The sequence below is a fragment of the Desulforhopalus sp. IMCC35007 genome (assembly GCF_005116575.1).
GTDB lineage: Bacteria > Desulfobacterota > Desulfobulbia > Desulfobulbales > Desulfocapsaceae > Desulforhopalus_A.
The window spans coordinates 128,350-142,518 of record NZ_SWCN01000010.1 but is presented as its reverse complement, the minus strand read 5'-3'; the positions used below and the strand labels follow the sequence as shown (position 1 = coordinate 142,518).

10 protein-coding genes are annotated in these 14,169 nt (G+C 47.0%); 9 read left to right on the top strand and 1 reads right to left on the bottom strand.

What is annotated here, in order from left to right:
* The first annotated feature begins 12 nt into the window (after window positions 1-12).
* The 5 genes from FCL48_RS12550 to FCL48_RS12530 are packed head-to-tail and all read left to right on the top strand — an operon-like array spanning window position 13 to window position 6,281.
* Window positions 13-309, top strand: coding sequence for a hypothetical protein (locus FCL48_RS12550; RefSeq protein WP_136872622.1), 297 nt, complete (start codon window positions 13-15; stop codon window positions 307-309).
* Window positions 275-811 (top strand): S26 family signal peptidase, encoded by a 537-nt coding sequence (locus FCL48_RS12545; RefSeq protein WP_136872621.1) that lies wholly within the window; start codon window positions 275-277, stop codon window positions 809-811. The genes FCL48_RS12550 and FCL48_RS12545 overlap by 35 nt, the downstream gene beginning before the upstream one ends.
* Window positions 771-1,694: a conjugal transfer protein TraF gene (locus tag FCL48_RS12540; RefSeq protein WP_169309199.1), complete on the top strand. Its 924-nt coding sequence runs from the start codon at window positions 771-773 to the stop codon at window positions 1,692-1,694. Before FCL48_RS12545 ends, FCL48_RS12540 begins: the two co-directional genes overlap by 41 nt.
* Window positions 1,676-3,124, top strand: a complete 1,449-nt coding sequence (locus FCL48_RS12535) for a conjugal transfer protein TraH (RefSeq protein WP_136872619.1) — start codon at window positions 1,676-1,678, stop codon at window positions 3,122-3,124. The genes FCL48_RS12540 and FCL48_RS12535 overlap by 19 nt, the downstream gene beginning before the upstream one ends.
* 13 nt (window positions 3,125-3,137) lie before the next feature.
* A complete protein-coding gene (locus FCL48_RS12530) occupies window positions 3,138-6,281 on the top strand; it encodes a conjugal transfer protein TraG N-terminal domain-containing protein (protein WP_169309198.1) in 3,144 nt (1,047 codons plus the stop codon).
* Between the two features lie 41 nt (window positions 6,282-6,322).
* Here FCL48_RS12530 and FCL48_RS12525 read toward each other — a convergent pair whose 3' ends face one another.
* Entirely contained in the window at window positions 6,323-6,544 is a 222-nt protein-coding gene (locus FCL48_RS12525; RefSeq protein ID WP_136872617.1) for a hypothetical protein, read from the bottom strand.
* 283 nt (window positions 6,545-6,827) lie between these two features.
* Between FCL48_RS12525 and FCL48_RS12520 the strand changes: the two genes are divergently transcribed.
* Genes FCL48_RS12520 through drmC form a run of 4 tightly spaced genes read left to right on the top strand, consistent with a single transcriptional unit; the run spans window position 6,828 to window position 14,146 of the window.
* A complete protein-coding gene (locus tag FCL48_RS12520; RefSeq protein ID WP_205747708.1) occupies window positions 6,828-8,081 on the top strand; it encodes a DNA cytosine methyltransferase in 1,254 nt (417 codons plus the stop codon).
* The gene (drmA, locus tag FCL48_RS12515; protein ID WP_205747707.1) at window positions 8,074-11,508 is read left to right on the top strand and encodes a DISARM system helicase DrmA; all 3,435 of its coding nucleotides are present in this window, start codon (window positions 8,074-8,076) and stop codon (window positions 11,506-11,508) included. Before FCL48_RS12520 ends, drmA begins: the two co-directional genes overlap by 8 nt.
* A gap of 4 nt (window positions 11,509-11,512) precedes the next feature.
* Entirely contained in the window at window positions 11,513-13,318 is a 1,806-nt protein-coding gene (gene drmB, locus FCL48_RS12510) for a DUF1998 domain-containing protein (RefSeq protein ID WP_136872616.1), read from the top strand.
* Window positions 13,319-13,324: 6 nt separating this feature from the next.
* Window positions 13,325-14,146, top strand: a complete 822-nt coding sequence (drmC, locus tag FCL48_RS12505; RefSeq protein ID WP_136872615.1) for a DISARM system phospholipase D-like protein DrmC — start codon at window positions 13,325-13,327, stop codon at window positions 14,144-14,146.
* Window positions 14,147-14,169: the final 23 nt, after the last annotated feature.

Here is a 14,169-nt window from a genome sequence, read left to right as displayed (position 1 = left end):
GGAAAAGGCCATTTGGGTCCGTCATACCTCGAAATTATTGTCATCGCCTTGATCATCGCAGCAACAGCAGTCACAGGCTATGACAGGTTTGTGGCTCATAAAATCTATGTATTTGACTTAAAAGGATATCTCAGAACTCAAAACGCCCTGCTGCTGGCAGGAGAAATAACGGATAAACAGTGGCAGACACGCCTTAATGCAATTGAAGATTTCCTCGACGATGAGGCCGTCAATCCTCGTCACGTAATTTTGATGGGAGACATCGTGCTTAGAAATGGAAAAACAGTCAGCCTCAAAGAGCAGCGGTAAGAATAGATTCTTTCTAAAGCTGACCACCAGGGAAAAGAGCATAGCCCTGGCATTTCTGGCAGCTCTTCTGGCTGGTCTTTGGCTACCGACGCGGATCATCGTTTCAACCAGCAAGTCTCTGGAGCACCGGGTGTTTTTCATGACCAAAGGTGACATGAACAATATCAAAGACGGCGATTACCTGGTTTTCAGGCATCATGACACACCCTTTGTCTACCAGGGAATAGTCAAAGATACGCTTTACATCAAGAAGGTTGGCTGCAGCCCGGGTCAGACGCTGAGACGAAGTGACAATAACCAGTTTTTCTGTGAACAGACGCTACTCGGAAAGGCCCTTGCTCGGGACAGCAAAGGAAGAGATCTACCTCAGTTTACATTTAATGGGCTGGTACCCGCCAACAGCTTTTTCGTGGTTGGTACGCATCCGCGCAGTTTTGACTCCAAATACTTTGGTTTTATCCATGCAGACGAGATCATACACAAAGCACTGCCGCTCTGGTAACGGGTTATTTGGCCTTCTGTTTTGTCTGGTACTGTGTCTTATTTTTAAAACCAGCGCAGAGGCCGGTGAAAACACCTTTTACCACGACAGCAAACATGGCTGGTTCTGGTATGAAGACCCACCTCCGGAACAGGAAAAGGAAGTACAGGAGATCGATCAGCAACCGGTGGCAGCTACGCGCCACATTCCGTCGCTTGATACCTACTCCATCGAAGAGTTGTGGAATATGCATCCAGATGATTTTCAGCAGTTATTAAACAGCTTGCAGAAAAAGGCGGTCCAGACTCCAACCGAGCAAAACATCCTGGAATATCTAACCATGCAGGATACCGCCCGGCGCAAAGCCCTCGCCTACACCAATGCAACCATGTACGTCACCCAAAAGTATGGTGAACTGTTTAATGTCAATCATGTCTACCCAACTGCCGGACCAGGAGTTACAGCCAGGGTCACCATGCAACAAAATGAAATTTCCCAGACCATCAGCCGCGCAAACAACGATCATGCCCTGATATTTTTCGTCGCTCCAGGTTGCGGCTTTTGTGAAAAACAAGCGGGTATCCTCAGCTATTTTGTCGATAAATACGGCTGGCCGATCAAGACAGTCGATATCAGCCAGAATCCTGGCAGTGCGGCTCGCTTCAACATCACCATTACCCCAACTCTACTCCTCATTAAAAAGGGGCAGGACAACTATATGACTGTTGCCAGTGGCGTCATCGCCCTGACAGAGCTGGAACGAAAGCTTTACCGGGCCATCCGTCTTTTGCAGGGCAATACTCAGGGAGATAATTTCCTGATGTATGATTTTCAAAAAGGCTCTGCATTTGATCCTCCTTCAATCCTCGAAAAAGGAAGACAACCGTGGAAAAGACGAGAGTAACCATCCTTGCAACAATGCTAACAACCAGCCTTCTGTTACATCCAGTTATTGCAACATCCGCCTGGGTTGACGACTGGCTCGACCAAAGAATCACCACCTCCCCCAACTATCTATCAGGACAACAGCGGGGCTATTATTCCGGCGGCAGTTTCAATGCCAGGTGGCCAAGTACCGTCTCCTATCCGGTAACCGTGGAGACCCCTAGAATCAAAAGCGGTTGCGGTGGTATTGATGTCTTTATGGGTGGTTTTTCCTTCATGAACACCGACTACCTCGTTGATAAACTTCAAGGCATTCTCTCTGGAGCTGCAGCCGTAGCCTTTGATCTTGGCCTGAAAACACTCTGTGAACAATGTGCCAACACAATCAAAAACTTGGAGGCAATCTCCGATAAGCTCAACTCCATGCAGCTTGATGAATGCGCGGCAGCAAAGGAGCTGGTCGGTGTGGTCATGGATGAAAACGGTTTTCACTCAGGCGAAGTCATGAAGGAAAAACTTGGTACCTCAATCAAAGAAAACAAACTGAGCCAGGGCGTCTCCGAAATGTGGGACATTATTACCACCGAGGATCAGGCCAACAATAATGTCCCGCAATCGGGGGACGTCTCAAGGGTCACCAGCGGCTGCAACAGTGAAATCACCTCTACCTTTCTCTCAGGCGGGTCACTCCTTGATAATGTCGGCAGCAAAATCGGTCTTCCTGCAGATTACATCAGTCTCATTCGTGGCCTGGTGGGAGACGTTAACCTTACAGGCCCGGCAACTGCCTACAAAATATCCTACGAGCCACCATGCTCGGAGAATAACCCGGACGACATCAAGGCCTTTACCAATGGAGAGGTGTACGCAAAAAATTCTGGTGGAACCTGCAGCCAGATCACCGATACCAACCGAGACCTGCGTCAATATGTCCAGAACACCTTGACCTCAATAGCGGGTAAAATTGAAAACAAAGGTACATTGAGCACAGCAGAAGAAACCTTTCTGGCCGCAAGTCCCCTTTCCGCTCTGCCCATCCTTAAAACGGCTGTAGCTGCAAATATGCAAGAGGCTGCGGTGGCAGGTCTTGCCGATATCACAGCAAATGCATACGCCCTGCAGATGCTCTCTGATCTTTACGTCCGTGCTGAAACCATCGTCTGGAAGGCACGAGAGATGCTGGAGAAACAGGCAGAAGCAAGTACAGGCCAGCCATCAGAAAATTGTGCGGCTGCACTTTTTGCAGAACATGCCGATCAGAATATCTCTCTCATGCGGGAAAGAATCAGGCGGCTTCAGGATGCTGCCCGGGCCAGTTATGTCGCTTCGGCCAAAGAGATGACCACCATTATGAACTACCTAGAGCACATGCAGAAGATGGAATTACAGATAACCGCCGAAATAACACGTCGCTATGGAAAGGATGTTGCGGCAAGACTACAGATGTAGATCGGACCTGTTTATGAGAAAACTCACACTCATCATCTTAAGCTTTACCTGCTTGTTCCTGCTTTTAGCCGGGCCTGCCTTAGCCTTGGATATGGAATACTATACCTACGGCGGCTTTAACCCGATCACCCAGGCCTTTACCAAGATTGCCCTGATTTTCAGTGATTCCGCTTATCAGGGCCTGCTCTTTGTTATCATGGTGCTGGGACTTATCGCCGGGGTTGCTGCCTGGTTGGCAAAAGCTGCCACCGGGGCACGTGTTATTCCCCTGGTGTGGGCAGTACCGGTATTCTTCGGAGCTGTTCTCTACCTGGCCCTGTTTGTCCCCAAAGGAAATATCACCGTCTACGATCCGGTATTAAACCGCTTCCAGACCATAGGCCAGGTGCCCGATGCTGTGGTATTTACCGCAGGCTTTCTCAATAAGATAGAAAGGGGCATGGTCGATATCATCAATACCGCTGCCGCACCTGATGCCCAGTACCAGACAACAGCAGGCGGCATTGGCTTCAAGGCTCTGGAGTCCGTGAAAGGTTCAGCTCCAAAGAACAACTATGCCAGGACAAGTATGATCCGCTATGTCAAAGATTGCGTGACATTTGAACTCCTCCGTCCCGGTACAACGCTATCCTTGGACGATCTGCGCAACAACACATCGGATTTCCTGGACAACCTCAGTTCCGCGGTCAATCCGGCAGTCTATACCGTCTATTATGATTCTATTCACCCGGAAGGGACCAATGTCACCTGCACCGATGCCTGGAGTAGCTTACAGCCTATTTATGCCAACCCCACTAACTACGATGAAGCAATAAAGAAGGTGTGCAGCAAGGCATACTTTGATCCAGCCAATGCGGTTGAACTCAACACCTGCAAAACACTGCTCACCAGTACCCTGAATTTTACCACCGGCACCGCCACCACTCCGGAAAAAATCATTCAGCAACGCCAGATTGCCGAAATCCTCTACAACTTTTATTTCCAGGACGATTACGAGACGTCCATGCTCATGGAAAGCAACCGTAAAATCACCTCCACCGGCCTCGGCATCGGCCTCACCATGAACGAGTGGATCCCAATCATTCGGGCAGTCATGACCGCCATTGCCATCGGAGTTATTCCCTTTCTGGTCCTCTTTCTCTTCACCCCTGTTGTCGGCAAAGCTTTGTCGGTGATGTTCGGCTTTTTCGTTTTCCTTACCACCTGGGGAATAACCGATACCGTGATCCATGGAGCGGCCATGGATTATGCATCCTACGCCTTTGAGGACATGCGGCAATCGAGTCTCGGTGTCTATGCCATGGCTGCCTTTCCGACCATCTCCATCAAGTTGCTGTCAATGTTTGGAGTGATTCGCTCAGCGGGTATTATGCTAGCAAGTTTTTTCTCCATGATGCTTATTCGCTTCGGCGGCCATGCCCTGGCCATGCTTGCCGGCAACCTCAGCAGAATAGTGCAATCCGCAGGCGCACAAGCCGGGCAATTGCTCACCCCGGAAGGTACGTCTGCAGCCATAAACCAGCAGGTGCGTGCGGCCGGACTCCTTGCCGGTATGCCGGAGCACCGGTTTTCCAACATGTCAGCGGCACAGGCCTGGAGCACCCACCGCTCAGTTGGTGGATATACCGCTGCCATGAACGCGAAAAACTCCCTGCAGGAATCCGGACAGATACCTCCGGGGACATCAGACGGTGAAATGGCCACCATGATGGCTTCGGCAAGGGTAAGTGCGGGGACAGGCTCAGGTCCTGTCGAAGTTTCAACCGGTCCGGATGGCAGTACCACCAGAACAAAATCAGAAACCGTCAACCCTGACGGTTCCACGACAACCACTACCACCGGCGCTGGTGGCGAAGGAGTCGCCGTTGACACCATGGCAGAAGGCCGAGCCGCCTACTCGGTCGACAGTTCAGGAAACCACCAGACAACCCACGCAGCAGTCAATGGCCTAAATCCCGTCAACGTTGGTGCCATGGCCCAACAGCAACAGATTGTCGCTGCTTCAAACAGTCTTGGCAAGAGTCAGAATTGGCAACTGGCTATGGATGCAGCGAAAAGGGCCAGCCTGACCAGCAGTGAAGCCAGTGCTTTCACAACTCGACTCGATAATGCGACTCGAGAGAACTGGAAGCGAGCAATGAGCGATAAGTCCAGTTTTGTTCACTCTATGGATGAAACTACACGCGCACAATTCCAAGCCACAGTAGGATCTGGATTTAAGAGAATACTCAGTGGTAATGGTCAAATTGCCGTTGTTGGCAACAATAACGAGGCTGTAAACTTCAACGTTTCTGAAGAAACTGCCAGAGCTTTTGAAAATACTGCGGCCCAGGTACGTTCAGAATCTCTTCAACAAACCTTGCAGGATTCCAAAAGCCTCGATTATATGACCAAACTGGCAAAACAGGTTGGAGCTACTGAAGCTTACTCATATCTGAGCGATGCAAGGGAAATGCAAAGCTCAACTGAGTCATACGGAGCAGATCTCACCACCGCCCTCATCAGAAATTACGCCACAGAACGCTATGGAAACGAATCACCTGAGAACATTCGGCGAACTATAAGCGACTTCAATCACTTTCTGACACAACAGGGGAGTCAGGGCGTGGGCAATATGAAAGCCATCGTTACCGGCTTTGTCAGTGGTCATGGCTATGGTTGGGGAAGCACTGCCGATACAGTAGGCAATACCATTGCCGGCACAAGAGATCACGTCCAGAATCCGGATTTTAAGCAAAATGTTGGAATAGCTGCGAGTGTTGCCGGATCAAAAACCTATGGTATCAAAGATGGCACTCTCGCAAATCCACAATCAGACATTCCAATGGACAATCCTAATGCAGCTTCTGTCACTGATACAGCCCACGACATTCGCAACAGAAATCGTACTGAAGAATCAGGCCAAGGCGGGATTCATACGACTGCAGGAGACCTGGTGAAAGACATGGCCGGCTTGAACCAAGGTGCACCCCCGAGACCAACTCACGATTTCTACAGGAATCCCTCTTTTTATTACGAAGGCAATCTCGTTGAACCACAGAAACAAGATGGAGGAATCGTTCTGCCTTCCGGCAGGGTCATTCATGGTGATGCAGCTTCTGCCGCACCAACAAACGATGAAGATTTTTGGAAAGGCAGTGTATTCGAGAAAAAATAGATGAGTTCAAATCTCATTGGGAAGGCGGAAAAAGAGCCTTTTTATTCTTGGTCAGAATGATTTGCTGACCAACTGTAATGGTATGAGTTACCGGGTAAATGAGCCAAACCCGGATCATCAGACGCATCAGTGCCGCTCAAGCCATCCCGGTCTACTCCATGAAGCCCTTCTTTTTGATCAGTTTCCTCCTCATCCTTGAAAAACAAGCTTAAAAGGACCAGGAGAACCAATCCTGCGATTATACTGATTGTTCCAACTGCCATGATGCCTCCCATTGATGGACGCAGAAATTCTCAGGCACATACTTAGTATTATGCTTACCACTCTTCCCAAAGATGTCAATCGAACAGCTAATATTGTAATATGAGCTAATTGTAACTTTTTTTGGTATTCTGTTGAGTACATGGTGAGACAATCTGATAAATTAAGACACACTGATCAAGATACAACTTGGCATCATTACAAGTGTCTATTTTGAACCAATTTATACGTCTTGAGAGCTTTTGGCAGTAAATGCTAATGAGTTTTTGAAAAAATAAGAGAGAGATGGGCGTGACTAGCAAAAAAAGAAAAACGATGATCTCTCTGTTTAGCGGTGCTGGCGGCCTGGATCTCGGGCTCGCCAAAGCTGGCTTCAGCAATAAACTTTGTGTGGAAATTGATGAACTTGCACAGCAGACCCTCTCACTCAACCACCAAAAATGGAAATTATTGCAACCAGCTGATATACATGCCGTAAGCCCTTCAGAGCTACTCAATCAGTCAGGTTTAAAACCCAAAGAGCTTATCCTTCTGGCTGGAGGGCCACCTTGCCAACCTTTCTCCAAATCAGGGTATTGGGTGACAGGTGATACTGAACGTCTGATCGATCCTCGCGCCAAAACACTCAAAGCTTATCTTGACATAGTGCACATAGCTTTGCCTGAAGTTATTCTTCTCGAAAATGTCAAAGGAATTGCATATACGAAAAAGGATGAAGGTCTAAAGCTCCTCAAAGACGAGTTAAACCAGATTAACCAGGAAGCAAAGGTTAACTATCAACCACACGTGATCACACTCGATGCTGCAGATTACGGTGTACCACAATCGCGTGAGCGGGTGTTTATTATAGCAAACAGGGAAGGTAAACAGTTTACACTACCAGAACCAACCCATTTCCCGCCGGCTGATAACATAAAAAAGCACAAGTCCCATACAACTGCGTGGGATGCCATTGGGGATCTAGATTTCGATAAATGGCCTGAGGATCTTAACCCTTCTGGAAAATGGGGCGAACTGTTACCAACAATCCCTGAAGGGCAGAATTATCTGTGGCATACCGAAAAACTTGGTGGACTGCCATTGTTTGGCTGGAGAACACGATTTTGGTCTTTTCTTTTAAAGCTTGCAAAGAATCAACCTAGCTGGACAATTCAAGCCCAACCAGGACCAGCGACTGGTCCGTTTCACTGGAAAGGAAGATTGTTATCAGTACAAGAACTTGCTCGACTGCAAACATTTCCTGATGGTTATAAATTCGCCGGCGACCGAAGAGCCGCACACAAGCAAATCGGCAACGCTGTTCCACCAGCTATTGGTGAACTTTTTGGTTTAGAAATCCGACGTCAATTTTTTGGCGAGAAAGTCCGGAAAAAGCTAAGGCTTATCCCAGAAAAAAGAGATGAGTGTCCTGCTCCTGAAATCCCCAAAGCTGTCCCCGAAAAATACATGGAACTAGTCGGCAAGCATCATGCTCACCCTGGCACGGGGAAAGGTCCAGCCGCACAAAAACGAGAACATAAGGAACAAGCTTATGCCTGATAGTAGCAAGCGCGAATCACGATCTCGAATTCTTGATGCTCTGCAAAGAGAATTAATGGGACCAACATCAGAAGATGAGACTATTACAGAGTTCCCTACCACACGCTATGTTATTGGACGCCTTGCTCCCTTAAAGTCTGAAATACCTGAGATGGAAAATGATCCGCTTGCAAGCGGAAGTGATGATGACGAGGCTGGTGAGTACGAGCCTCAACCGCCACTCATTGTAGGTTTCAACCCATCTTCAATGGGACTATCTTTTCTCGTCTCTAAAAACATTGAGTCGATAAACGCTAAAGTGATGTGGGGCGATTATCGTCGCGAAAAAGATGAAGTAGAAGGTGGAGGAATCTACTGGCAACGATATCAACGTATGATTTTGATTGAAAATATTCCTATTAGCAATATAGGAAAAATCACACCAATACCATTATCAATATCCAATGCACCATCGACAGTCACAATTACACCATATGGTTTTAGGGCCCCTGGTGAAGATGGTGATGGAGACGGTCAAGTATTCTTGGAAGGTGTAGTTCATCACATTGATGGGGCTAAAGCTATTAGCCTTTTTCTTGTGAATAGACGACCGAAGGGGGATGATTCTGACAGGACAAAAGATCAGCAATGGTTAATGCAGCCAACACTGGAATTTTTTTCAGAGAATCAATCGCCTATCTTCATCGCAAAAGATTTCGACAAAGATATCTCAAAAGATCCAGAAATCGCCACCGCCAACATCCTCTACCGTGATGCAAAAGAATTTGCAACTGGTCATGGGGTTGCTACAAAATGGGATGGTCTTAATTCAGCTGGAGATAAAGTAAGTAACATTTCCACTGATTTCATTCCTAATTTTGAGGTTCCCAGCTTGATTGCCCAAAGTGGCGATATTGCTGATCTCAATCTGGATATGTTTCAACTCAGTAAGAGTACAACGCCAAATGCGGTTTTCAATGCAATAGAGCCACTCCTTATTTCTTATGAAAAGTGGGTTACAGATCGAAAACAAGAAGCAAAAGGAACACCATTCACCTCTAGCCCAGAGAACCAGGATACAACTAAAGTACTCATTGAGGCATGTGAAGATGCGGCACACCGAATGCGTGAAGGCCTTAAACTCATAAGAGATGAAGGTATAGCTTTTGAGGCATTCTTATTTGCAAACCACGTTATGTGGGATCAACGTATCCATGCAATATGGGCTGACCACAACAGAGACACCGGTGAAATTGTAGGTAACTCCAGCGACCACGATGAGTGGTATAACCGAACGTGGCGACCATTCCAGATGGGTTTCATCCTGCTCAATATTTCCAGTATGGTGAACAAACCCAACCCAGGAGAAAATGTAGCGAAAGACAGAGAACTCGTCGATCTTCTCTGGTTCCCTACTGGTGGTGGTAAAACTGAAGCTTACCTTGGCTTAGCTGCTTTTACTCTGGCCTATCGCCGCTTGCGTGGAGATATCGGCGGACTAGATTCCAGTGCGGGTGTCGCAATAATCATGCGCTACACTTTGCGCCTCTTGACTGTACAACAGTTTCAGCGGGCCACCGCACTCATATGTTCCTGTGAGTTGGTGAGAAAGAGCGATCCAGGAAAATGGGGGAACGAGCCTTTTAAGATCGGATTATGGGTTGGTAAAGCCACTACGCCAAATGATGCAAAAGCTTCCGGCAAGGCTCTAGAGGATTTGAACGATGGGAAAAAGCCAAAGGATGGAAGCCCTGTACAACTGGTTTCCTGCCCTCGTTGTGGTACTTCCTTGGTTACACCTCAAGGCAAACCGGAAAATCAAACCTATCATTTTGATAATGCTAGGCTAAAAACCATTATTCGCTGTCCAAATCCCAAATGTGAATTCTGCGCTCGAAAGTCAAATAACGAAGGATTACCTGTCGTAGTCGTGGATGATGAAATCTACCGCGCATGCCCCTCTTTAGTTATTGCCACAGTAGATAAATTTGCTCGAATGCCGTTCAAAGGCGAGACACAAGGTCTGTTTGGTTTACGAGATCGCTACAGCCCCACATATGGACACCTCACTCCTGGCCATGGAGACAAACCTAACCAACGCGTAGTAAAAGATGACCAACCAGCTAACCGGCTTGTTCCTCCTGAATTAATTATTCAAGATGAACTTCATTTGATTTCAGGTCCGCTGGGCACGATGGTAGGCTTGTATGAAACTGCTATAGACTTCATAACAAGGGTCGAAATTGAAACAGGTGTAACCGTACCCGCTAAAATAATTGCCTCAACAGCAACAATTCGCCGAGCTCGTGAACAGATTCGGCAGCTTTACAATCGAGATTTGGCAATTTTCCCTCCAAGTGGGCTCTCTTCAAAAGATTCTTTTTTTGCGAAAGAACAGGAAATAAAACTTGATGACGATAAGACCGCAGGGCGACTCTATGTCGGGCTAAATGCGCCAGGATCAAGTACCAAAACCTTATTGGTAAGGGTGTATGCTGCATTGCTCGCAGCAGGTGAAGCCGAAATCACCAGAGATTCTCAAGCCGCAGATCCATATGCGACCATTGTAGGGTATTTCAATAGTCTTCGAGCACTGGGTGGCGCACGTCGACTGGTTGAGGATGATATCAAGAAGCGACTCAGATATCTGCATCGTCAACGTGGTCTGCCTCAACGCTATATAAACGATCCAGAGGAACTCACAAGCCGTCTCGACTCGTGGAAAATCCCAGGTCTTTTGAAAAAATTAGATATCAAGTTCCCGAGAGAAAAAGGTAAACAACACCCTGTTGATGTTTTACTTGCCACCAATATGATATCAGTCGGGGTCGATATTGACCGCCTGGGTTTGATGGTAGTTACAGGTCAACCTAAGAGTACTGCCGAGTACATCCAGGCAACCAGCCGGGTTGGTCGTAAACATCCGGGCCTGGTCATAACTATGTACAACTGGCTTGGCCCACGTGATCTTTCACATTACGAACACTTTAGAGCATACCACGCTGCACTCTATCGCTATGTAGAAGCAATCAGTGTGACACCGTTTTCCTCACGTGCACTTGATCGCGGGTTGCGGGGCACCTTTGCTGCAATGCAACGATTAAAAGGTCAAAACATGTCGCGTGAGGTACATGCACAAAATTTTGATCCTGCATCTAATGAAACTAACCTCATGATTGACGATGTAACACTACGAGCTGCGGCAGTCGTTGGCAAAAAAGATGCACAGCTTGTAAAAGATCGGCTCATGTCAAGCCGAGATGATTGGGCACATTACGCTAGTGATCTCTTGAGATATTCGTGGCTGAAAAGTGGTGAAAAACCACCCAATAATTCAAGAGTACTGCTAAAAACATCAGGTACTGATAACGAAGGGCAATGGGCTACGCCCGGTTCATTACGAGAAGTTGAGCCAACGGCTGCTTTTTATTTGAGTGAAGAGGAATAATACAATGACGAGTAAAAGAGCTATTGGTGATGTGCGCCCAAGCCAGGTAATCACAACTTTTGGCCCTGGGGCGATTGTAGATCTCCAAACCTTATCAGTCATTGTAGCGGGCATTGATGGCTGGAGATTGGATGAAGATCAAGCTATCCACGAACCTCGCCTCCAGAGAGCACTTAGAGTCAAACGATTTTTCTCTGCCGAACCTGCAAGTGGCAATTATTTTTCTAAACGGGGCACTGTGCCTACGTTTTTGTTTCCCCGCTATCAGGTGTGTACGCATCCTGAATGCGCTACGCTTTCTGAGCCTAGTGAAGGACTTGTTGAGTACAATGAAAAGATGCAGGAGATGGAATGTAAAGCTCCCAACTGCAAAGGCCGAGGGAGATTTCGTGCTCCCACTGTTCCGGCCCCTTTTGTCGTAGCCTGCCCAAGCGGACACATTGATGACTTCCCCTGGCGTGTTTACGTCCACAAAGAGGAGAATCCGAGGTGTAATCAACGTATGCGCCTAGTGTATTCAGGAAATACAGGATCGGTGTCAGATATCTGGATCTACTGCACTTGTGGTAAAAAAAGAAGTGTGAGTGATGCGTTTGGCGAAAATAGAAGTTTGGTTCTAGGTGAATGCACACGCAAACGCCCATGGCTCGGAATTAAGAATAAAGATTCAAAAACGTGTGCACATGCTGGACAGGTACGGGCAATCCAGCGAGGTGCCACAAATGGCTGGTTTCCTATGGTTCGTAGCGCACTATCAATCAAAGAAGCTGCCAGCCCTATTGGTCAAGCTCTAAAAAAATGCCCTCAACATCAGATTGAAAAAATTGATACCCCCGAAAAATTACAGCTCATGCTGGATATGGAAATGTTCCCTTCACTTGTTGGGTTCAAACCAGAGGATATTTATCAAACCTTACTGAAAGAACGTGGAGAAATCGAAACTGATGAGATTGATTTGCGTCTGCCTGAATGGAATGCATTTAGAGATATTGCAGCAAGTAATCAAGGCGATCAGTCAGATTTCTTTTTAGAGGCTGGTGAAGTCCCTGACTTTTTAGTTGATAAGGTAGACCGTATTGTCTTGGCACGTAAGCTGCTGGAAGTAAGAGCTCTCACCAGTTTTACGCGAATAGATTATGCTTCTGGTATGGATGATGATGGCATAGGAGCGTCCCGTGCACCTATCTACAAAGAACGCCAAGATTGGCTGCCTGCAGTAGAAGTACGTGGTGAAGGTATATTTATAGAGTTGAAGGAAGAGGCTCTGAATAGCTGGGAAACCCAACCTGCCGTACAGAAACGTACTGCTGCCATTAAGCAAAAGTACCAAGAATGGGCAACAGAACGTGGAGTTGATGCTGACGATTTCCCTGGTGCTCGCTATCTATTGCTGCATAGCTTATCACATGTCCTGATGCGTCAACTTGCCTTAGATTGTGGGTATTCAGAATCATCTGTTCGAGAACGAATCTACAGTAACTGCAACACTGACCCCGAAAAGAGAATGGCAGGTATCTTGTTGTATACAGCAAGTGCTGATTCAGAAGGGAGCTTGGGTGGTTTGGTCGATCTTGGAACTAAGGAGCGCTTCCCGAACTTGGCCCACAGTGCTCTACAAAATGCCAAGCGATGTTCGTCCGACCCTCTTTGCGCCGATCATCAACCAGATGTACATGCCACGATAAATGGTGCCGCCTGTCATGCTTGCCTATTAGCTCCTGAAACCTCTTGCGAAGCGTTTAACCGTTTTCTTGATCGTAACTTTCTCGTTCCTACTATGGCATATGACGACATGGCATATTTTAAATAAATAGTGATGATCACGGGAACAACAGAAAGCACAGCAAAAGTGCTCGCACAAAATGTTCGGCAGCTGATGAATGCCGGTGTGATTGATGAGGTCATTTTCGCTGTTCAAAACGGTGAAATATTCCACCTATCTGGTTCTGCCAGTATCGCAAAGCTAGCAGCAGGGCGTACTACAGTCCAAAAGGCATTGACAAATCTCATTAAATGCTGGAGCGAGTATCTACACAAACAAAATAATGATAGTTTTGCCTTGCAGCTCTCTTCAATAAAAGAGGCTATTTTTTTAGTTGAACGTGAGGCAACTCAAACAGAAGTAGTCTGGTCGGGCCCTAAAGTCGATGGTTCCTATCTGCGAGCGACCCGCCAAGTAGTTCAAGATATCATCGCTTCTTCGAAAACAGAACTACTCGTTGTTGGTTATTGGTTGGCGGGTAAGGAAGACTCTGAGGGTATAATAAATGATATCGTTGAGCAGATTGCACAAGCGGTCACTCGAAACGTTAAAGTGACATTAGTACTGGATAAAGGAGAGAAAGGTTACGGTAAAAACAACCGGGAAACTCTCTTATCACTTTGGCCAAAAGATTTGCCTTTGCCTCTACTTCTCACCTGGAAAATCCCTTCAAATGATCAACATTTGAAGTTACATGCCAAAGTACTCGTTTCGGACAGGCGAGACGCGTTGGTAACTTCGGCTAATCTCACCATGTATGCTTTGGATCGTAATATCGAAATGGGAGTTAGAATGCAAGGCGACCCTAGCAAAATAATGGCCCAACATTTTGAAATATTAAAAACAAAAAATATTTTAGTCCCATATTCATACTGACCTGACAGTTACCACCTTTAAAA